This window comes from Streptomyces sp. NPDC088745, from assembly GCF_044751045.1.
Lineage (GTDB): Bacteria > Actinomycetota > Actinomycetes > Streptomycetales > Streptomycetaceae > Streptomyces > Streptomyces cremeus.
On the sequence record NZ_JBIVLB010000006.1, the window covers coordinates 76,052 to 95,227 of the forward strand.

Below are 19,176 nucleotides of genomic sequence, written 5' to 3' on the forward strand. Positions count from 1 at the left end.
CCGTGGACCCGTAGCACACCCACTCCCCCCCACCCCCACCCCCCCGCGGGCCCGCCCCGGGGGGGGGGGGGGGGCGGGCGGGGGGGGGGGGGGCGGCCCCCCCCCCCCCCCCCCCCCCCCCCCCGCCGCCCGCGCCCGGGCGGGCGCTCAGTCGAGGCAGAACTCGTTGCCCTCGACGTCCCGCATGTTCTGGCACGACTCGTTGAACTCGTCCGCCAACAGCAGCTCCCCCCGCGTGGCGCCCAGCGCGACGAGCCGCACGCACTCGGTCTCCAGCGCGGCCAGGCGCTCCTCGCCGACCAGTCCGGTGCCGGCCCGCACGTCGAGGTGCACCCGGTTCTTGACGGTCTTGCCCTCGGGCACCCGCTGGAAGTACATCCTCGGCCGCACCCCCGTCGGGTCCTGGCAGACGAACCCGGCGCCCTGCCGCTCCGGCGGCAGCGAGCGGTGGTACGCCGCCCAGTCGGCGAACCCCTGCGGCGGCTCCGGCACGACGTACCCCAGCACCTCGCACCAGAAGCGGGCGACGCGCTCGGGATCGGCGCAGTCGAAGGTGATCTGGAAGTCCCTGATCTCGGTCATCGCGCCATCGTAGGGCGGGGGTTCGCCGCTCGGACACTCCTTTACGGCCGCCACCAGGGAGTTCCTCCCGATGTGTCGCGCAGGGCGTTCGTCGCGCAGTGGACCTCGCCACCCGCCAGGTGGGCCCATTTGAAGTTCTCCACCCAGCTCACGCGCACCCCCTGGCGGCGCAGGGCGCGCTCCGTCGCCGTACGGAACAGGTCCTCGCGGCCCACCATCGGGCCGTGCGGGTCCGGGGCCGCGTAGTCCCGGGCGGACAGGGACAGCCCGTTGGCGAGGCCGGGGGAGTAGGCGACGGCCCGCTCCCGCGGGATCGACGGGTCGAACCTCCCCCAGGCGTACAGCACGGGCACCCGCACCAACTCCCGCTCCGACAGGCCGATTTCCCGCAGCAGCGTGTCCACCTGGGCGTCGACGTGCCGGGCGGCCCTCTCGTTCCCGGCGAGGAACGCCGCGTCGCCGAGCACGGCGTCCACCGTCGGCCGGTCCTCGGCGGTCGTCCCCTCGAAGAGGAGACGGCCGCCCCCGCCCCGCGCGGACGCCTCGCGCAGCAGGCGCGTCGCCAGCCGGGGATCGGAGACCATCAGGGTCCAGCCGCGCGCGTTGTCCGCCCGTACGACGTGGACCGTCTCGTCGGTGTGTCCCACCAGCAGCCAGGAGGTGTCGACCGCGATCGGAGCCTGCTGCCCCTGCGCGGCCAGCATCCGCACGAAGGACGGGTCGGGCGCCCGGTCGGCGCTGGCGCCGTAGACGATGCGGCCCTGCGGATGCCCGGGGTACGGGGGTACGGACTCGAAGTTCCCGGCGAAGTTCTGGAGGTCGTCCACGTTCGCGGGACGGGCGCGGGTGAACTGCTGGACCACGCCCACGTCCGGCCCCCGCAGCTCCCGGAACAGCAGCCGCGCCGAACGGCTCAGCGTGCTCGGCCCCAGCTCGCTCGCGGGCCACACCACCGGCGCGCGCAGCAGCATCCGCATCCGGTGCACGCCGCCCGGCGCCGGCATGCTCACCGTCCCCGGCTCGACCGTGTCCTGCCGCCAGATGTCCCGCCACCACTGCGCGGTCCCGGGGGTGAACGTCAGCTTGTCGCGCGGCAGCCCGGCCCGCTCGGCCGCCCTGCGCAGCGAGTCCGCGAAGGGTTTCCACTCGGAGGGCCTGTACCGCGCCCCGATCCAGCCCGGCACGATCCCGCTGCCGGGTCCGGGCGCCGCGGCGAACACGGACTCGGCGCGCTGGAGATCGTGCTGCACGAGCACGGGCGCGACCCGCATCCGTACGCGGTCCGACGCCGCCGCACCCCCCTGACGTACCGTCAGGACGATGTCCACCTCGCCGTTCCAACGGCGCGGATCACGCACCACGTCCCGCCCCTCGACGGCGAGCTCGATTCCGGCACGCAACTCACGTGCCGTCAGTTCGCCCTTCAAAGCGATGAGTTCACCGCCCCTACGGACGAAGAGGCGTACGTACGGAGCCTGGGCGGGCGACACCCCGAGGTGTCCGGCGGCGTCGTCGGCCACCCGCATCGGCCGCACCCGCAGGGGGGCCAGGTCCCGGGCGTCGCGCTCTCCGTTCACCCGCTCGTCGGCGGCGTCGTGGCAGGCGGCGAGCCGCTCGTCCACCGCCGGGTCGACCCGGTCCAGGTCGGCCGCGGTGGCCCGGCAGCGGCGGGCGTCGTCGTCCAGGTTCGGCAGGAAGACCGCGCCCCGGCCGGGCCGCCACCGGTCCTCGCCGGGCTCGTCCGTGTCGCCGGTCAGGTCGACGCGGCCGTCCTGGTTCACGTCGGCGCGCAGGTCGGGGGCCGGGGGAGCGGTGGGGGCGGGGGCCGCGGTGGCGGCGGTCGTGACGGCCGTGGCGAGGAGGGCGACGAGCACCGCCGATGCCGTACGGGCGTGATGTCCCAGCATGACGTTTCCTTCCGCGAAGGAGGGAGGGAGGGAGGGAGGGAGGAACCTCGGTTCCTCTTCCAGGCTCCCGGTGTCATGCCGGACGCGCGTCGTCCGAGGTGACGAAACGGACGTACATCGTTGTGCGCAGTCGTCCCGACCGGTCCGGTACCGGCCCCGCGCGAGGGCGCCCCGGCGGGTCGGGCCGGCCGGCCCGCCCGGGCATCGCCAGGATGAGGAGAGACTGCGCCCCCTCCCCCTCCCTCGAACGGAGCCCTCCCATGCCCCACCAGCGCGACGCGGCGGAAACGTATCCGGCGGTGTGCGGACACACCCACCTCTTCCCCGGGGTGCGCTGCCGCCTCCAGGGACTGCCCGACGCGGCGGCCTTCGTGGCCGCGCCGCGGTCGCTGCCGGTGGACCTGCGGTTCTCCGACGGCACGTCCGCCGACGCGGAACTGCGCGCGGGCGCCCCGGGGCACCCGGTACTGGCCGTACCCGCCCACACCACGGCCGCGGGCCGCACGATCGGCGAACGGGCCTGGCTGGTCAGGGAGTTCACCCGGCACGGGGACGCGGTGGAGTTCCGGCTGGCCGCGCTCCCGGCGGAATGAGCCCCGCGCCCGGCCCCGGACTTCCGGGACCGGGCGCGGAAGATCCCGTACGGCTCAGACGGTCGACGCGTCGATCACGAAGCGGTAGCGGACGTCGCTGGCGAGCACCCGCTCGTACGCCTCGTTGATCCGGTCGGCGTCGATCAGCTCGATCTCCGCCCCCAGCCCGTGCTCGGCGCAGAAGTCCAGCATCTCCTGGGTCTCCCGGATGCCGCCGATCATGGAACCGGCGAGGGTCTTGCCGCCGCCGATCACCGAGAAGAGGTTGAGGGAGACCGGCTCCTCGGGAGCGCCGACGTTCACGAAGGCGCCCTCCGAGCGCAGCAGGCCCAGGTACCTGTCCAGCGGCAGCGGCGCGGAGACCGTCGAGAGGATCAGGTCGAAGGAGCCCTTGAGCTGCTCGAACGTCGCCTCGTCGCTGGTCGCGTAGTAGTGGTCGGCGCCCAGCCTCAGGCCGTCGTCCTTCTTGCGCAGCGACTGCGAGAGCACGGTCACCTCGGCGCCCATCGCGTGCGCGATCTTGACGGCCATGTGCCCGAGCCCGCCGAGGCCGACGACGGCGACCTTCTTGCCGGGGCCCGCCTGCCAGCGGTGCAGCGGGGAGTACGTGGTGATGCCCGCGCACAGGAGCGGCGCGGCGACGTCCAGGGCGAGCCCGTCGGGGATGCGCACGGTGTACGCCTCGTCCACGACGATGTGCGTGGAGTAACCGCCGTAGGTGGGCTCGCCGTCGTGGTCGAGGGCGTTGTACGTGCCGACGTTGCCGCGCACGCAGTACTGCTCCAGGCCCGCCCGGCAGTTCTCGCACTCGCGGCAGGAGTCGACCATGCAGCCGACGCCGACCCGGTCGCCGACGGCGAACTTCGTGACCTCGGAGCCGACCTCGGAGACGACACCGGCGATCTCGTGACCCGGGACCATCGGGAAGATGCCCTCGCCCCAGCCGTCGCGCGCCTGGTGGATGTCGGAGTGGCAGATGCCCGCGTACTTGATGTCGATCAGGACGTCGGAGGGGCGCACGGCCCGGCGCTCGATCGTGGTCCGCTCCAGCGGCGCCTTCGCGGAGGGGGCCGCCCAGGCGGAGACGGTGGTGGTGTTCTGGGTGCTGGTCTGTGCGGTGCTCATGCCCCCACCGTGCCAGCCGTACGGACATCCGCCCAGGTCACCGCGTTGCGTACGTCCAGTGGTCCTACTACTGGCGGGGACACCCTGGTGTGCGTACGACCCGGGATACTGGACACCATGGACGACCGCCCCGCCTCCGCCCGCACCCCCGCGACCGAGCCCCTCGACAGCCGTGCCGAGCTCAGCGAGTTCCTGCGCACCCGCCGGGCGCGGCTCCAGCCGGGGGACGTCGGCCTGCCCGACTTCGGCCGCCACCGGCGGGTGCCGGGCCTGCGCCGCGAGGAGCTGGCGCAGCTCGCGGGGGTGTCGGTGGCCTACTACACGCGCCTGGAACAGGGCAACGGCCGCAACGTCTCCGGCGAGGTCCTGGACGCGATCGCCCGCGCGCTGCGGCTCACCGACGCGGAGCACTCCCACCTCACGCACCTGGCCAGGCCCACCGCCCACAAGAAGAAGCGCGCGGGGCGTCCGCAGCGGGTGCGGCCCGCGCTGCTCCAGCTCGTCGACGCGCTGGACGGCGTGCCCGCGTACGTGGTGGGCCGCAGGTCCGACATCCTCGGCTGGAACCGGATGGCCGCGGCCCTCTTCGGGGACTGGGGGGCGCTGCCGCAGCAGGAGCGGAACTGGGCGCGGATCTGCTTCCTGCACGAGGGGGCGCGGGAGCTGTTCGTGGACTGGGACCAGAAGGCGTCCGACATGGTCAGCTTCCTGCGCATGGAGGCCGGCTGCTTCCCGAACGACCCGCGGCTGTCGGCACTGGTGGGGGAGCTGTCGGTGAAGAGCGAGGAGTTCCGGCGGCTGTGGGCGACGCACGACGTGCGGGAGAAGGGGCACGGGGTGAAGCGGCTGCGGCACGGGCTGGTGGGCGAGCTGACCCTGTCGTACGAGACGCTGCGGCTGCCGGACGACCACGACCAGTCCCTGGTGACGTACCACGCGGAGCCGGGGACGGAGTCGGAGGCGGGGCTGCGGCTGCTGGCGAGCGTGGGCACGGGGCGCCTGGACGCGGGGCGGGGCGTGGTCGGGTCGGCGCCCGGCGCCGGGGCGGACTTCCCCCCGCCCCACCCCTTCCCGTGACCCTCCGTGACCCGGCGGGACGTGCGGCGCTCAGCCCCGGTCCGCCTCGAAGGCCAGCAGCAGGGACGCCGCCACGCTCACCGCGATCGTGGCCGGTTCCTTGCCGGTGATGTCCGGCAGGCCGATCGGGGTGGTGATCCGGTCGATCGTGGCGTCGTCGTGACCGCCCTCGTCCGCGAGGCGCTTGCGGAAGCGGGCCCACTTCGCGGAGGAGCCGATCAGCCCGATCGAGCCGAGGCCCGCGGTGCGCAGGGCGGCGTCGCACAGGGCGGCGTCCTCCGCGTGGTCGTGCGTCATGATCAGCACATGGGTGCCCGGAGCCAGCTCCGCGAGCACCTCCTCCGGCAGGAGCGGAACGTGGTGCGCGTGCACCTGGGCCACCGCGTCCGCGAGGACGGCCAGCCGCTCGGCGGAGACCATCTCGGGCCGGGTGTCCACGAGGTGCAGGTCGATCTCGTGCCGCGCCAGGATGCGGGACAGTTCCAGCCCGACATGTCCCACTCCGAAGACCGCCACCGCCGGGACCACGGGCAGCGGCTCCAGCAGCACGCTGACCGCCCCGCCGCAGCACTGCACGCCGTGCGGGCCCGACACCTTGTCGTTGAGGGCGAACTCCATCAGCTCCGGCTCCGCGCCCCGGGCGTCCATCAGCTCGCGGGCCCGGTCGATCGCGACGGCCTCGATGTTGCCGCCGCCGATGGAACCCCACGTCTCGGTGCGCCCCACGACGAGCTTGGCGCCGGCCTTGCGGGGGGCGTGGCCGCGCACGGTCGCGACGGTCACGAGAACGCCGGTCTCCCGGCGCTCCCGCAACCGCGCGACCGCGGCCACCCAGGTCATGTCAGGCATTGCTGAGCGCGGACGTGCCGGCGGCGGCTTCCAGGTCTTCCCCGGCGCCCTCCCGGGTCGACTCGATGGCCCAGTACACCGCTTCCGGCGTCGCCGGGGACGCCAGCTCGACGCTCGCCCCGGCGGGGCCGAAGGCCGCGGCGGCCTGCCGCAGGGCCTCCCGTACCGAGAAGGCCAGCATGAGGGGAGGCTCGCCGACGGCCTTGGAGCCGTACACCGCGCCCTCCTCGGTGGCGTTCTCCATCAGGGTGACGTTGAACTCCTCCGGCATCTCCGAGAAGCTCGGCAGCTTGTACGTGCTCGCCGCCTGCGTCTGGAGCCGGCCCCGGTGCGGTCCGTCGCCGGTGTCCCAGCGCAGGTCCTCCAGCGTCAGCCAGCCCGCGCCCTGCACAAAGCCGCCCTCGACCTGCCCGATGTCGATCAGCGGGGAGAGGCTGTCGCCGACGTCGTGCACGATGTCGACCCGGCGGATCTTGTACGCCCCCGTGAAGCCGTCCACCTCGACCTCGGTCGCGGCGGCCCCGTTGGAGAAGTACTTGAACGGCGTGCCCCGGAAACTCTTGGCGTCCCAGTGCAGCCCCTCGGTCCGGTAGAAGCCGGACGCCGAGAGCTGGACCCGCTGGAAGTACGCCGTGCGCACCAGGTCGTCCCAGGCCAGTTCCTTGTCGCTGCCCAGGACCCGGGCGACGCCCTCCACGATGCGCACGTCGGAGGCGTTGCCGCCGAGCTGGGTGCCGGCCACCTGGCGCAGCCGGTCGCGGAGCTGCTCGCAGGCGTTCTTGATCGCACCGCCGTTGAGGTCCGCGCCCGCGCTGGCGGCGGTGGCGGAGGTGTTGGGCACCTTGTCCGTACGGGTCGGGGCGAGGCGCACCCGGTGCAGCGGGATGCCCAGCGTGGTGGCGGCGACCTGCATCATCTTGGTGTGCAGGCCCTGGCCCATCTCGGTGCCGCCGTGGTTGATCAGGACGGACCCGTCCTTGTAGATCAGCACCAGCGCGCCGCCCTGGTTGAAGGCGGTGAGGTTGAAGGAGATGCCGAACTTGATCGCGGTGAGGGCGACGGCCCGCTTGGTGTGCGGGTGCGCGGCGTTGAACGCGGCGATCTCCCGGCGGCGGTCGGCGAGGTTGCCGTTCTCCTTGACCTGCTCCCACACCGCGGAGATCCGCTCGGCCTGGGTGACCGGCTGGCCGTACGGCGTGGTCTGGCCCTGTCCGGGCCGGTAGAAGTTGCGCTCGCGCAGCTCGATGGGGTCCAGGCCGAGCTGCGGGGCCACCCGGCCGAGGATGTCCTCGATGACGAGCATGCCCTGGGGGCCGCCGAAGCCCCGGAAGGCCGTGTTGGAGACGGTGTTGGTCTTGGCGATGCGGCCGGCGACCCGGGCGTTGGGGATCCAGTACGTGTTGTCGATGTGGCACAGCGCGCGCGCCAGCACCGGCTCCGAGAGGTCCAGGCTCCAGCCGCCGTCGGCGGTCAGCGTGGCGTCGAGGGCCTGGATGCGGCCCTCGGCGTCGAAGCCGATCCGCCACGAGGAGTGGAAGCCGTGCCGCTTGCCGGACATGGTGAGGTCCTGCGTGCGGTTGAGGCGGAAGCGGACCGGGCGGCCGGTGAGCTTGGCGCCCAGGGCGGCGATCGCCGCGAAGCCGTGCGGCTGCATCTCCTTGCCGCCGAAGCCGCCGCCCATCCGCAGGCACTGCACGGTGATCTCGTGCGCCGGGACGCCGAGGACGTGCGAGACGATCTCCTGCGTCTCGGACGGGTGCTGGGTGCTGGACTGGATGAAGAGCTGGCCGCCCTCGTCGATCAGGGCGAGCGCGGCGTGCGTCTCCAGGTAGAAGTGCTCCTGCCCGGAGAAGGTGAACTCGCCGGTGAACACGTGCGCCGACTCGGCGAAACCGGCCTCGAGGTCACCGGTCTCCATCAGCGGGCGCGCCCCGTGGAAGCTCTCGGCCGCGATGGCCTCCTCCACGGTGACGATCGCGGGCTTCTCGTCGAGCTCGACCTCCACGGCCGCCGCTCCCAGCCGGGCCGCCTCCAGGGTCTCGCCGAGCACCCAGGCCACGGCGTGGCCGTGGAACATGACCTCGTCGGGGAAGAGCGGCTCGTCGTGCTTCATGCCGGCGTCGTTCTCGCCGGGTACGTCCGCGCCGGTCAGGACGCGGACCACGCCGGGCACGGCGAGCGCGGGCTCGGTGCGCAGGGCGGTGATGCGGCCGTGGGCCTTCATCACCTGGACCGGGTAGGCGTGCAGGACGTCCTTGGTGCGGTGCACGAGGTCGTCGGTGTAGAGCGCGGTGCCGGTGACGTGCTGGTAGGCGCTTTCGTGCGGCATGGAGACGCCGACGACGGGCTTCTCGGGGCGCTCGGACAGATGGCTCATGACGAAACCGCCTCGGTGGTGGTCTGTGCGTACAGCTTCTTCAGGCTCGTGCCGAGCATCGCGGAACGGTAGAGGGAGCTGGCCCGGTGGTCGCTCATCGGGGTGCCCTCGCCGCGCAGGACGCGGGCGGCCGCGTCTACAGTCTCCTGCGTCCAGGGCCTGCCCTCCAGTGCGGCCTCGGTGGCCAGCGCACGGATCGGGGTGGCGGCGACGCCGCCCAGGCCGATGCGCGCCCTGCGGACGATGCCGCCCTCGACGTCCACCGCGAAGGCCACCGCGACGCTGGAGATGTCGTCGAAGCGCCGCTTGGCGATCTTGTGGAAGGCCGTCACCCGCGACAGCGGCGTCGAAACGCGCACCGCGCGGATCAGCTCGTCGGGGCGGCGCACGCTCTGCCGGTACCCGGTGAAGTAGTCCGCCAGGGGGACCACGCGCTCGCCGTCGGCGCCGGCCAGGACCAGCGAGGCGTCCAGCGCGAGCAGCACCGGCGGGCTGTCGCCGATGGGGGAGCCGGTGCCGAGGTTGCCGCCGAGGGTGGCGCCGTTGCGGATCAGCCGGGAGGCGAACTGCGGGAACAGCTCCGCCAGCAGCGGCACGGACCCGTCCAGGCGGCGCTCGATCTCGGTGAGGGTGAGGGCCGCGCCGATCTCCAGGTACTCCGCCTCGGTGCGCAGCTCGCGCAGTTCGGGGAGGCGGTCGATGGCGACGACGCAGGTGTCGCGCCGGGAGCGGATGTTGACCTCGACGCCGTAGTCGGTGCTGCCGGCGACCAGGACCGCCTCGGGGCGCTCGCGCAGGACGCGCAGGGCCTCCGCCAGCGTCGCGGGGCGCAGGAACGTGCTGTCGCCCTGGGTGTACGCCGTGGCCACCGGCTCCGGCGGGGACTGCTCGCGGCGCTGGGCCAGCGGGTCGTCCGCGGCGGGCTCGCCGACGGCGTACGCGGCGTCACGGATGGGGCGGTAGCCCGTGCACCGGCACAGGTTGCCGCTCAGCGCGTGCAGGTCGAAGCCGTTGGGGCCGTGCTCCGGGTCCGAGGTGCCGTCGGCCGTGCCCGCGGCGTCGGTGGTGTCGGGCGACGCCTCGTGCGCGCAGCGGTCGGGGCGGTAGTACTCCGAGGCCATGCTGCAGACGAAGCCGGGCGTGCAGTAGCCGCACTGCGAGCCGCCGCGGACCGCCATCTCCTCCTGCACCGGGTGCAGGGCGGCGGGCGTGCCGGCCGCGCCGGGAGTGGCGAGGCCCTCCGCGGTGACGACCTCCTGGCCGTCCAGCGCGGCGGCCGGCACCAGGCAGGCGTTGACCGCGACCCAGTCGGTGGGCTTGTTGACGCCGGGCCGGGCCACCAGGACGGAACAGGCGCCGCATTCACCCTCGGCGCAGCCCTCCTTGGTGCCGGTCAGGCCGCGCTCGCGCAGGAAGTCGAGCACGGTGGTGTGGGGTGCGTCCGGGGCGAGGGAGGTTTCCTTGCCGTTGACCGTGATGCGCGCGCTTACCATGGCAGAACCTCTTTTTGGGGCGCAGTCGACCTAATCGCCGTAGCGGGCATTTCGGGAGCTTTCTCTTCGGCGGTGCAGCCTGCCGGGGTGCAGCTTGCGACGGTACGTCCCGGAGAGCGGGGACACCGGACGCTACGCGGGGAGGCGTGTGCTGACCCCGCAGGCGGTGGCGGAGATCAGAGGGTGACGCCGGGCCCGTGAGCGGGTCGCACCGGCGGAAGGGGCCGCCTCAGCAGCCGTGGGCCACGCGGCCGGGAGCCCAGGCGGTGCGCCGGGCGAGGCGCTGGAGATCGGAGATGACAGACATCCGACAGTGCCTCCTTCCGGCCCGACGGCTCGCGGGTCTTCCCTTGTTGAACTGTTCGAAATTAAGTCGCGGCGGGCAGACGGGTCAAGGAACCCGCGGCAACGCGCGGGCACTTCGGTGGAAGCTCCGAGTGGAGCGACGAATACTCCAGGGCGGTGTGTACGTTCATCCGGCCGCCGGGCCGGCCCCCTCTCCCACGGCGGCCCGTCGCAGCCCCCGTATCGCCGGAATCGCGAACAGCGCCACGCAGCCCACCAGGCACACGCCCGCCGACACCAGCAGCAGCCGCGCCGGGGACGCCAGCGCGAGCGCGGGCCCCGCGAGCACCTGACCGAGCGCGATGCCCGACACCGAGCCCGCAAGCTCGTACGCGGAAACCCGGTTGAGGACGGCGGCGGGCGTATGGGTCTGCACGCTCGTCGCCCACATCACCGACCAGAACGCCATCGCCCCGCCCCCGAGCACATGGCCCGTCAGCAGCACCGGCAGCCCCGCGTCCAGCGCCACGCACAGCGGCAGCACGGTGTACAGCGCCATCGCCACCGCCCCGGCGGCCAGCGGCCGCGACGGACGCACCCGCAGCGCCGACAGCCCGCCGAGCACCGTCCCGACCCCCAGGAACGAGACCGCCAGACCGTACGCGTCCGGACCGAGCCGGGACCCGATCAGCCCCGAACTCAGCGGCACCAGCGGGCCGAAGACGAGGACGCCGTAGACCATCCAGATGAGGATCACCGACCACATCCAGGTGCGCGCCCGGAACTCCCGCCAGCCCTGCCGCAGCTCCCGCCGCAGCGAACCGCCGCGCGCGGCGGGGGAGGAGACGCCCGGGGCGAGGCGGACGAACCCCAGGCACAGGGCGCTGACCACGAAGGTGCCCGCGTCGATCGCGTACACCGTCCCGGCGTTGGTGAGCGCGATCAGCACCCCGGCGACGGCGGGCCCGACCAGATGGGCGAGTGCGTCGGCGACCTTGAGGGTGGCGTTCGCCCGCTGCGGCTCGCGGGCGACCAGCGGGACCATCCCGTTCATCCCCGGCAGGAACATCGCCACGGCCGCGCCGCCGAGCGCCGCCATGGTCACCAGCAGCCAGAACGGGGGCGTCCCGGTGAAGAAGGCGATGGCCAGCACGCCCTGGGTGGCGACCCGTACGAGGTCCGCGCCGACCATCATCCGGCGCGCCCCGAACCGGTCGGCGAGCACCCCGCCGAACAGGACCAGGGCGACGAACGTCCCCGTCCAGGTGCCGAGCACCAGGCCGACCCCGGAGATCCCGTACACGGCGCCGACCGCGAGCGCGGCGGCCACCGGCATCATGGCGTCGCCGAGCTGGGAGACGGTGCGGGCGGCGAAGAAGAGGGTAAAGGGCCGGTCCCACAGCGGGGGACGGCCGCCGGCGGGCGGCCTGCGGCGGAGCGCCGGCTTCCGGCCGTGCGGGGCGCCGTCCGGGGCGCCCCGCGGGCCCGGTTCGCCCTGCCGGTCCGGCCGGCCGGGCCGGTCGGGTCGATGCGCCTGGTCGGGGTGGTCCTGGCCGCCTGTCCGGCGTCGCGCGTAAGTCACCCGGTCATAGTGGTTCAGACCAATTGGCGAATCCCAGTGTCCGGAACGACACGATGAGGTACTTTCCCGCCATGTCCCGCCCCTCGACGCCGCCCCGTCCGGCGGCCCCGCACCGGGTCGTCGCCCTGCTGAGCGCCCCGCAGCCGGTGCTCACGCTGGCCTGCGCGGCCGAGGCGTTCGGCGATCACGGCACGGACGTCCCCCGCCGGTACGACTTCGCGGTCTGCGCCGAACACCCGGGCCCCGTCCGCACCCGGGCCGGTTACGACCTCCTGGTCACGGCGGGCCTGGAGGCGCTGGAGGAGGCCGACACCGTGCTCGTCCCCGGCTGGGACCGGCCGCCCGGAACCCCCGTGCCGCCGGCGGTGGCGGACGCGGTCCGCCGGGCGCACCGGCGCGGCGCCCGCGTCGCCGGCATCTGCTCGGGCGCCTTCGTCCTCGCCGCCGCCGGACTCCTCGACGGCCGCCGGGCCGCCACCCACTGGGGGCTCACCTGTGAACTGGCCGACCGCTTCCCACGGGTCCGGGTGGACAAGGCCGTGCTGTACGTGGACCACGGCGACGTCGCCACCAGCGCCGGCGGAGCGGCCGGCCTGGACCTGTGCCTGCACCTGGTGGGCGCCGACCAGGGGGCCGCCTACGCGCGCCGCGTCGCCCGGCACCTGGTGATGCCGCCGCACCGCGAGGGCTGCCAGCTCCAGTACGCCGAACTGCCCGCCCACGCGCCCCGCACCGATTCGCTGGCCCCGCTCCTGGACTGGCTCGCCGCCCGCCTGGACCAGCCGGTCACCGTCGCCGAGATGGCGCTGCACACCCGGCTGTCGCCCCGTACCCTCTCCCGGCGCTTCACCGAACAGCTCGGCATCAGCCCCGGCCGCTGGCTCCTCGACCGCCGCATCGACGCCACCCGCGCCCTGCTGGAGGAGACCGACCTGCCGGTGGAGACCATCGCCCACCGGGTCGGCCTGTCCTCCGCGGCCAACCTGCGCCGCCGCTTCCACGCCGCCCTGCGCACGACCCCGGCGGCCTACCGCAGGGCCTTCCGCGCGAGACCCTGACGCGTCCGGGCCCCCGGCGGCCCTACTGGGCTCCGCCCTGCCCCGCGCTGCCGACCGGGCCGACGGTGACCGGCCTGCCCGAACCGTCCGTCACGGGCAGCGAGGCCGCGCCCGGCCAGGCGAGGGCGACCGGGGTTGTCTCGTCGGGCGGGGTCACCACCAGGCCGGTGACGCGGACCCCCGTGCCGCCGCTGTCACCGGCCGGGTAGTGGATGCCGAAGTACGTCGACTCGCCGCTCTTGAGCGTGCCGGCGACGACCGGCTCACCGGTGCGCTTCGCGGACAGCGTGCCCTCCTCCGTCCTCAGGTCGACGCCGGCGAACCCGGAGATCGCGCAGGGGCCGCTGCCGGTGTTCTTCAGCTCCACGGCGACGGTCCTGTCCTCGTCGCCGCCGACGGTGGCGTCCGTCGCGGTGATCCTCAGTCCGCCGGTACGGCACTTGGCGGCCTTGCCGCCCGTGCCGGACCCGCTCCCGCTCCCCGCGGTGGCGGCGCCGTCCGCCGGGCCGGGGCTCTCGCTCCCGGCGGGGCCGCCCGTGCCCGCCTCCCCGCCCGACGGCGCGTTCGTCGGCGCCGCCGACGGGCCGCCCCGCGCCGCGCCGTCGTCGTTCTGGCAGGCGGTGAGGGACAGGCCGGCGGCGACCGCGAGGGCGGCGAGGGTGAACTTCTGTACGCGCATCGTTTCTTCCTCAGCGTCGGTGGGCGGGGCGTGCCGCCCGGTGGGAACGGCGTCACTGGTCACAAGGAGCCGCCGGGGCCGCCGAATCGTTCCGCCGGACCGGCCCGTCGTACAGGGCTGTTACACGCCCCGCCCCTCGGAACGCCCCCGGTTCCCCTTCCCCGTACGGCCAGGGCCGTGGTTCCGCGGGAGACCGCCGCCCGGCGGACGCCGGGACGGACCCGTGACACGAGGGATCTTGACCGCCCGCCCCCGCCCGCCCGCGCACCTTCACGCCACGAGCGGAACCCGCCTTGCCCCGCACCCCCGCCGGGCGGCTACTTTGTGGGGCGAAAGGCACATGCACCCACCAGGAGAACGAGAGGCCCCAGTGACGCTGCGCGGAGGTGACCCTGCCGAGATCGGTGGCTATCGGCTGGAGGCACGCCTCGGCTCGGGCGGCATGGGCACGGTCTTCCTCGGCCGTACGGATTCGGGCCGCCCCGTCGCGATCAAGCTGATCCACCAGCAGTACGCCGCCGACGAGGAGTTCCGCATCCGCTTCCGCCAGGAGGTCGCGGCGGCCCGCCGGGTGAGCGGGGCGTTCACCGCCGCCGTCGTCGACGCCGCCCCGGACGCCGAGCAGCCGTGGATGGCGACGACGTACATCGAGGGGCCGACCCTCGCCCAGCGCGTCTCCACCGAGGGCCCGCTGGCCGGCGCTCCCCTGCGGACGCTCGCCATCGGCCTGACCGAGGCGCTGCGCGACATCCACCGGGCGGGCGTCGTGCACCGCGACCTCAAGCCCTCCAACGTCGTCCTCTCGCCCGAGGGCCCGCGCGTCATCGACTTCGGCATCTCCCGCGCCGCCGACCAGCAGACGCTCACCATGACGGGCCGCGTCATAGGGACCCCGCCCTTCATGTCGCCGGAGCAGTTGCAGGACCCGCGCGGGGTCGGACCGCGCTCCGACGTCTTCTCGCTGGGCACGCTGCTGGTGTACGCGGCCACCGGCCAGGGGCCCTTCGACGCGGACAGCCCGTACCTGAGCGCCTATCAGGTCGTACACGAGGAACCGGCGCTCGGCCCCGTGCCCGCGCTGCTGCGCGCGGTCGTCGAGCCGTGCCTGGCCAAGGAGCCCGAGGGCCGCCCCACCGCGGGTGAACTCCTCGTCCGGCTGCGCGACCTGCCCACGGACCTCGGCGACGCCGCCGCCCCGGCCGCGCCCGCCCGCACCCGCGACACGGCCACCCAGCACCACCCCCCGGCCCGGGACGCCACGGCGCCCGGCCCGGACCCCGCCGCCGAGAAGCCCGCGGGCGGCCGCCTGCGCCGTAGCTGGCGGCCGGTGCTCGCGGCCGCGGTCGCGGTGGCGGCCGTCGGCGGCGGCATCGCCGCGGTGACCACCGACGGCCTCGGCAGCAGGACCGACCCCCGCGACGACGGCCGCAGCCACAGCGTCGCCGCACCCGGCGTCCCCCTCCCCAAGGGCTTCACCCCCTGGAGGACCAGCGTGCGGGGCGGCCGCGAGGACATCCCGGACGAACTGCGCTGCATCGCCCGGGGCGACACCCTGTTCTGCGGGGGCGGCGGCGTCCTCGCGACCCGCATCAGGAGCGCCGACGGCAGCCGCGTGTGGACGCGTACGAGCCCGGGCGTCCCCGTACAGGGCATGCACCTGGTCGGCGCCACCGCCGACACGGTGCTCGGCTACCGCATCTCCGACCGGTACCCGAAGGGCGAAGTGGTGGCCCTCGACGCGGACAACGGCCGCGAACGGTGGTCCGCGCCCTCCGGCGCCCAGTCCATGGCCGTCACCGGCCGCTCGCAGGACGCGGTGCTGATGGGCTCCTCCGTGGTCACGGTCGACGCCGCCAACACCCGCTTCGAGGCCCGCGACGCGCGCAGCGGCAGGCTCGCCTGGACGACGCCGTTCCCCGCGCGCACCCAGTGCTCGCCGGTCCCGGCCGGCCCGCACCTGTACGCGATGTGTGCGCCCAGCGCGGAGATCGACGACGTCGAGGTGCGCCACCCCACCCTGCGCCCGCTCGACCGGGCCTCCGGCGTCCCCGGCCGGCCGGTCGCCGTCGACGGACCTGCCGTGCCGATGGGCGTGGCCGCCGGCCGGCTGGTCCTCCTCCAGGTCCACCTGCGGGGCCCGGCCATGGCGGGCTACGAGGGCGTGGCCCGCTTCGACCCGGCCACCCGCCGGGTGACGTACAGCCGCCTGCCCGAGCCCGTCGAGGGCACGCCGGGCATGGCCGACGGCACGGTGTACGTCAGCGGGCAGACCGGCCGGGTCACGGCGCTCGACCCCCTGACGGGCCGCCGGAAATGGGTGCGGCAGACCAGCGTCGAGGGCGCCTCGGGCCCCGTCGCCGGACTCGGCGCGCTCTACTTCAGCTCCGCCACCGGCCGGGTCGTCGCCCTCTCCCCGCACGACGGGACCGTCCTGTGGACCACCGGCCCGCAGGCCGACGGACTCACCGGCGAACAGGGCGCGAGCCCCCGGGCGGCCGTCGCGGGACGCGCCCTGGTCGTGGCCGCCGCGCGGAACACCCTCGTGGCCTTCGACACCCGCAGGCCCCCGGCCACGGGCTGAGGACCGCCGGGGGCCGGGCCGCGAACGTGACGGGCGGCCCGTCGATCGCGCGCCGCCGTCCGGCGGGCCCGCGACCCGCCCGCGCCCGCCGCGGAGGCCTCGGCTACAAAGAACAGTCGGTCCGGCGCGGGCCCGGACGCCTCCGCACGGGTGTCCCGGGCCCCGGCGTGCCGCGCCAGAACCACTCTTCGGAGGTCGTCCGCCATGCCCACCGCCACATCCCCCTGGCTGCTGCTCGCCGTCTTCTCCGGAGCCCTGATCTCCCTCCAGTCCCGCCTCACCGGAGGACTCGCCGCCGGCCTCGGCGGCGACGGATCCGCCGCGGCCGTGCTCTCCTTCGGCTCCGGGCTCCTCGTGCTGGCCCTCGGGCTCTGCGCGGTGCGCACGGCCCGGCGCGGCGTCACGCGCGTCGTCCGGGACGTCCGCGCCCGGCGGCTGCGCCCGTGGCAGGTGCTGGGCGGCTTCGGCGGGGCGGCCTTCGTGCTCACCCAGGGGCTGACCGTCGGCGTGCTCGGAGTGGCCCTGTTCAGCGTGGCGGTCGTCGCGGGCCAGGTCGCGGGCGGGCTGGTCTTCGACCGCGTCGGGCTCGGCCCGGCCGGACCGCAACGGCCCACCCGGCGCCGGGTCGTCGGCGCGCTCCTCGTGCTGGCGGCCGTCGTCCTGTCGGTGGCCGACAAGCTCGGCGGGAACCTGCCGTACGCGGCGCTCGTGCTGCCGCTGGTGGCCGGGGTGTGCGTGAGCTGGCAGCAGGCCGTCAACGGACATGTGCGCGACGCGTCCGGGTCCGCGTACACCGGCACGTTCTTCAACTTCCTCGCCGGTACGGGTGCGCTGGCCGTCGTCTTCCTGGTGCACGCCGCGCTCGCGGGCCTTCCGCACCGGCTGCCCTCCGAGCCGTACCTCTATCTCGGCGGACTCGTCGGGATCGCGTTCATCTCGATCGCGGTCGCCGCCGTGCGGAAGCTGGGGGTCCTGCTGCTGGGACTGTGCACGATCACCGGCCAACTGGTCGGCTCCCTCGCCCTCGACCTGCTGCTGCCGCACGGCGGCACCGAGGTCACCGCCGCCACCGTCGCCGGCATCGCCCTGGCGCTGGTGGCCGTCACGGTCGCCGCGCTCCCCGGCGGCGGCCCCGGCAGGGTCGTCACCGGCGGGGCGCCCGCGCCCCGCGGGGCTACGACAGCTTCCGAGCCGTCTCCAGATCGTCCACGAGGTTGAGGTAGGCGTCGGCCCGCGAGATCTCGAACAGGCGCAGCACCGACGGCGAGAGCGGTCCGGCGATCGCCAGCGCGCCGCCCCGCGCCTCCAGCGTCCGGTGCGCGGTGAGCAGGGCGTGCAGCACGGAGGAGTCGGCGAACGTCACCGCGGCCAGATCGACGACCACCAGCGGATCGTCGCCCGCCGTCGCCTGCCGCAGCCGCTCGCCGAAGGCGTCGGAGCTGTCCCAGTCCAGGTCGCCCGACGCGCTCACCACGGGCGCGGACGCCGCCGTCCCTTCCGTCCCCGGCCTGCCGCGGCCCGTCCGGGTCGCGGCAGGTCCGTCGTTCGGAGAAGTGCTTCGCTCCATGAGGAGAGAATACGGCCCCCCCCGCCGGTCCCGGGCGGCGTCCCCGCCCGGCGGGGGAGGCCGCGCGGAACCGAACACCCTTGCAGAGGTGGAGGAATGACCGTCGAGTTACACCCGATCGTGTGATCATCCCATGCTGTTTCACGGGTACCGGTGCATGGGAAGCTGGTGCGGCCGGTGCTCCCCGGACAGGTGTGCCGGGGCGGCGGACGACCCCGGAGGGTGCGCCTCCGCGGCGCCGACCGGCCGCTCCACCCCCTCGCATCGAAAGACGGATGCGCGTCCTGGCCATGCTCACACCGGAAGGCGGAGTGCACGAACGTCTGCGCGATGTGGTGATGAACGCACAACAAGGAATGAGCGACCCGATGCCGGGTGAAGCCTTGATGCCGGGTGAGAAGGACAGCGCCTACCGCCTGAGCGTCACCATGGGTGCGGGCTGCTGCACCGTACGCCTCACGGGCAGCGTGGACTGGCAGTCCGCGCCCACGCTCCAGCTCGCGCTGATCCGGGCGGCCCTCGCCGCGAGCGGTTCCGTCCGGGTGGACCTGAGCGATCTGGTGTTCGCCGACTCCTCGTTCCTGCACCTGATGCTCGACATACAGCGGCACTGCCGGGCGCGGGGCAGCCGGCTGGGGATCGACAGCCGGCTGCGACCGGTGGTGAAGCGCCTCTTCGAGCTCACCGGGGCCCACTGCTACTTCGACTTCGCCGACCAGTCCCTCGCCCCGGCGGTCCCGCACCCCGCCCCACCGGCCCTCCCGCCGGACCCCGCCGCGGGCTGAGCACGGACCGCACCCCCTCGTCCCGTCGCGGCCCCCGGTCAGCCGAGCGGCAGCCGTACGGTCACGGTCTTGCCGCCGCCCCCAGGGTGCACCCGCACCGCGGTCTCCGTGGCGACCGTCTGCACGAGCGCCCAGCCGAAGCCTCCCGGACCCACCCGCACCCCGGTGGGCGCGACCGGCGGCTCCGGGCTGCGGTCGTCGGCCTCCAGGAGCAGCACGTCCCCCTCGACGCGGGCCGCGAACCGGGTGAGCCCGCCGCCGTGCCGATGCGCGTTGCTGACGAGTTCGGAGCAGGCCAGCAGCGCGTCCTGCAGCCTGGTGGCGAAGGCGTCCCCGACCGGTGCCTGCGCGTACGCGGCGGCCCACGCGGTCATCAACTTCCGTACCTGCTCACGCGCCTGGGCCGCCCGCAGACCCCGGGCGGATTCGAGGTGCATGTCGACGGCGAGGCCGTCGTCGTGTGCGTCGGACATCCCGACGGTCCTTCCCCACATCACTCTCAGCCACTGGCATTGCGTCGGCCCGGCGCACTCCCTTCCGCCTTCCGCGCGCACGGGGTCGTCGACGTTCCCTGCATGGTCTCAGAGTCCGCGCCGCCGTGGGCAACGAGATCCGCCCCGGCCGCCGCTGAGAGAC

Annotated in this window: 16 protein-coding genes; 6 read left to right on the plus strand and 10 right to left on the minus strand. The window is 74.4% G+C overall.

The genetic code is table 11. The features are described from left to right. Positions 1–147: 147 nt before the first annotated feature. Both ACIP93_RS17785 and ACIP93_RS17790 read right to left on the minus strand, forming a co-directional pair. On the minus strand, positions 148–582 hold the full coding sequence (locus tag ACIP93_RS17785; protein WP_401759925.1) for a VOC family protein: 435 nt from the start codon (positions 580–582) through the stop codon (positions 148–150). 41 nt (positions 583–623) lie between these two features. Further along, the gene (locus ACIP93_RS17790) at positions 624–2,489 is read right to left on the minus strand and encodes a protein-arginine deiminase family protein (protein ID WP_401759928.1); all 1,866 of its coding nucleotides are present in this window, start codon (positions 2,487–2,489) and stop codon (positions 624–626) included. 260 nt (positions 2,490–2,749) lie between these two features. Between ACIP93_RS17790 and ACIP93_RS17795 the strand changes: the two genes are divergently transcribed. Next, positions 2,750–3,082, plus strand: a complete 333-nt coding sequence (locus ACIP93_RS17795) for a hypothetical protein (protein ID WP_401759930.1) — start codon at positions 2,750–2,752, stop codon at positions 3,080–3,082. Positions 3,083–3,136: 54 nt separating this feature from the next. On the opposite strand, the gene ACIP93_RS17800 is transcribed toward ACIP93_RS17795, so the two are convergent. Then, positions 3,137–4,207 (minus strand): NAD(P)-dependent alcohol dehydrogenase, encoded by a 1,071-nt coding sequence (locus ACIP93_RS17800; RefSeq protein ID WP_401759933.1) that lies wholly within the window; start codon positions 4,205–4,207, stop codon positions 3,137–3,139. A gap of 117 nt (positions 4,208–4,324) precedes the next feature. On the opposite strand from ACIP93_RS17800, the gene ACIP93_RS17805 reads away from it, so the two are divergent. Continuing rightward, positions 4,325–5,284: a helix-turn-helix transcriptional regulator gene (locus ACIP93_RS17805; RefSeq protein ID WP_345219510.1), complete on the plus strand. Its 960-nt coding sequence runs from the start codon at positions 4,325–4,327 to the stop codon at positions 5,282–5,284. A gap of 30 nt (positions 5,285–5,314) precedes the next feature. On the opposite strand, the gene xdhC is transcribed toward ACIP93_RS17805, so the two are convergent. From xdhC to ACIP93_RS17825, 4 genes are all read right to left on the minus strand, one after another. Then, positions 5,315–6,124 (minus strand): xanthine dehydrogenase accessory protein XdhC, encoded by an 810-nt coding sequence (gene xdhC, locus ACIP93_RS17810; RefSeq protein ID WP_401759937.1) that lies wholly within the window; start codon positions 6,122–6,124, stop codon positions 5,315–5,317. Position 6,125: 1 nt separating this feature from the next. Next, complete coding sequence (gene xdhB / locus ACIP93_RS17815; protein WP_401759940.1) at positions 6,126–8,510, minus strand: xanthine dehydrogenase molybdopterin binding subunit; 2,385 nt, start codon at positions 8,508–8,510, stop codon at positions 6,126–6,128. Further along, positions 8,507–10,003, minus strand: coding sequence for a xanthine dehydrogenase small subunit (locus tag ACIP93_RS17820; protein WP_401759942.1), 1,497 nt, complete (start codon positions 10,001–10,003; stop codon positions 8,507–8,509). The genes xdhB and ACIP93_RS17820 overlap by 4 nt, the downstream gene beginning before the upstream one ends. Positions 10,004–10,475: 472 nt before the next feature. Next, the gene (locus ACIP93_RS17825) at positions 10,476–11,870 is read right to left on the minus strand and encodes an MFS transporter (protein WP_401759945.1); all 1,395 of its coding nucleotides are present in this window, start codon (positions 11,868–11,870) and stop codon (positions 10,476–10,478) included. A 71-nt stretch (positions 11,871–11,941) separates the two neighbouring features. Between ACIP93_RS17825 and ACIP93_RS17830 the strand changes: the two genes are divergently transcribed. Further along, positions 11,942–12,928: a GlxA family transcriptional regulator gene (locus tag ACIP93_RS17830; protein WP_401759948.1), complete on the plus strand. Its 987-nt coding sequence runs from the start codon at positions 11,942–11,944 to the stop codon at positions 12,926–12,928. 22 nt (positions 12,929–12,950) lie between these two features. Here ACIP93_RS17830 and ACIP93_RS17835 read toward each other — a convergent pair whose 3' ends face one another. Then, the gene (locus ACIP93_RS17835; protein WP_401759951.1) at positions 12,951–13,607 is read right to left on the minus strand and encodes a DUF4232 domain-containing protein; all 657 of its coding nucleotides are present in this window, start codon (positions 13,605–13,607) and stop codon (positions 12,951–12,953) included. A 370-nt stretch (positions 13,608–13,977) separates the two neighbouring features. On the opposite strand from ACIP93_RS17835, the gene ACIP93_RS17840 reads away from it, so the two are divergent. After that, positions 13,978–16,188: a PQQ-binding-like beta-propeller repeat protein gene (locus tag ACIP93_RS17840; RefSeq protein WP_401759954.1), complete on the plus strand. Its 2,211-nt coding sequence runs from the start codon at positions 13,978–13,980 to the stop codon at positions 16,186–16,188. 204 nt (positions 16,189–16,392) lie between these two features. Then, positions 16,393–17,406: a DMT family transporter gene (locus tag ACIP93_RS17845; protein WP_401759957.1), complete on the plus strand. Its 1,014-nt coding sequence runs from the start codon at positions 16,393–16,395 to the stop codon at positions 17,404–17,406. On the opposite strand, the gene ACIP93_RS17850 is transcribed toward ACIP93_RS17845, so the two are convergent. After that, positions 17,363–17,755 (minus strand): STAS domain-containing protein, encoded by a 393-nt coding sequence (locus tag ACIP93_RS17850; protein ID WP_345219518.1) that lies wholly within the window; start codon positions 17,753–17,755, stop codon positions 17,363–17,365. The genes ACIP93_RS17845 and ACIP93_RS17850 overlap by 44 nt on opposite strands. 368 nt (positions 17,756–18,123) lie before the next feature. Here ACIP93_RS17850 and ACIP93_RS17855 point away from each other — a divergent pair, with 368 nt between their 5' ends. Further along, positions 18,124–18,540: an STAS domain-containing protein gene (locus ACIP93_RS17855; protein WP_345219519.1), complete on the plus strand. Its 417-nt coding sequence runs from the start codon at positions 18,124–18,126 to the stop codon at positions 18,538–18,540. Positions 18,541–18,578: 38 nt separating this feature from the next. Here the strand turns inward: ACIP93_RS17855 and ACIP93_RS17860 are convergent, their stop codons facing one another. Then, a complete protein-coding gene (locus tag ACIP93_RS17860) occupies positions 18,579–19,013 on the minus strand; it encodes an ATP-binding protein (RefSeq protein WP_345219520.1) in 435 nt (144 codons plus the stop codon). Positions 19,014–19,176 lie beyond the last annotated feature (163 nt).

What these genes read in the sequence shown, in the direction of transcription:
- ACIP93_RS17830 (WP_401759948.1), top strand. Translation starts at nt 11,942, where the DNA reads ATGTCCCGCCCCTCGACGCCGCCCCGTCCGGCGGCCCCGCACCGGGTC.
- ACIP93_RS17805 (WP_345219510.1), top strand. Translation starts at nt 4,325, where the DNA reads ATGGACGACCGCCCCGCCTCCGCCCGCACCCCCGCGACCGAGCCCCTC.
- ACIP93_RS17800 (WP_401759933.1), bottom strand. Translation starts at nt 4,207, where the DNA reads ATGAGCACCGCACAGACCAGCACCCAGAACACCACCACCGTCTCCGCC.
- ACIP93_RS17790 (WP_401759928.1), bottom strand. Translation starts at nt 2,489, where the DNA reads ATGCTGGGACATCACGCCCGTACGGCATCGGCGGTGCTCGTCGCCCTC.
- xdhB (WP_401759940.1), bottom strand. Translation starts at nt 8,510, where the DNA reads ATGAGCCATCTGTCCGAGCGCCCCGAGAAGCCCGTCGTCGGCGTCTCC.
- ACIP93_RS17820 (WP_401759942.1), bottom strand. Translation starts at nt 10,003, where the DNA reads ATGGTAAGCGCGCGCATCACGGTCAACGGCAAGGAAACCTCCCTCGCC.
- ACIP93_RS17850 (WP_345219518.1), bottom strand. Translation starts at nt 17,755, where the DNA reads ATGGAGCGAAGCACTTCTCCGAACGACGGACCTGCCGCGACCCGGACG.
- ACIP93_RS17845 (WP_401759957.1), top strand. Translation starts at nt 16,393, where the DNA reads ATGCCCACCGCCACATCCCCCTGGCTGCTGCTCGCCGTCTTCTCCGGA.
- xdhC (WP_401759937.1), bottom strand. Translation starts at nt 6,124, where the DNA reads ATGACCTGGGTGGCCGCGGTCGCGCGGTTGCGGGAGCGCCGGGAGACC.
- ACIP93_RS17795 (WP_401759930.1), top strand. Translation starts at nt 2,750, where the DNA reads ATGCCCCACCAGCGCGACGCGGCGGAAACGTATCCGGCGGTGTGCGGA.
- ACIP93_RS17785 (WP_401759925.1), bottom strand. Translation starts at nt 582, where the DNA reads ATGACCGAGATCAGGGACTTCCAGATCACCTTCGACTGCGCCGATCCC.
- ACIP93_RS17855 (WP_345219519.1), top strand. Translation starts at nt 18,124, where the DNA reads ATGCCGGGTGAAGCCTTGATGCCGGGTGAGAAGGACAGCGCCTACCGC.
- ACIP93_RS17835 (WP_401759951.1), bottom strand. Translation starts at nt 13,607, where the DNA reads ATGCGCGTACAGAAGTTCACCCTCGCCGCCCTCGCGGTCGCCGCCGGC.
- ACIP93_RS17860 (WP_345219520.1), bottom strand. Translation starts at nt 19,013, where the DNA reads ATGTCCGACGCACACGACGACGGCCTCGCCGTCGACATGCACCTCGAA.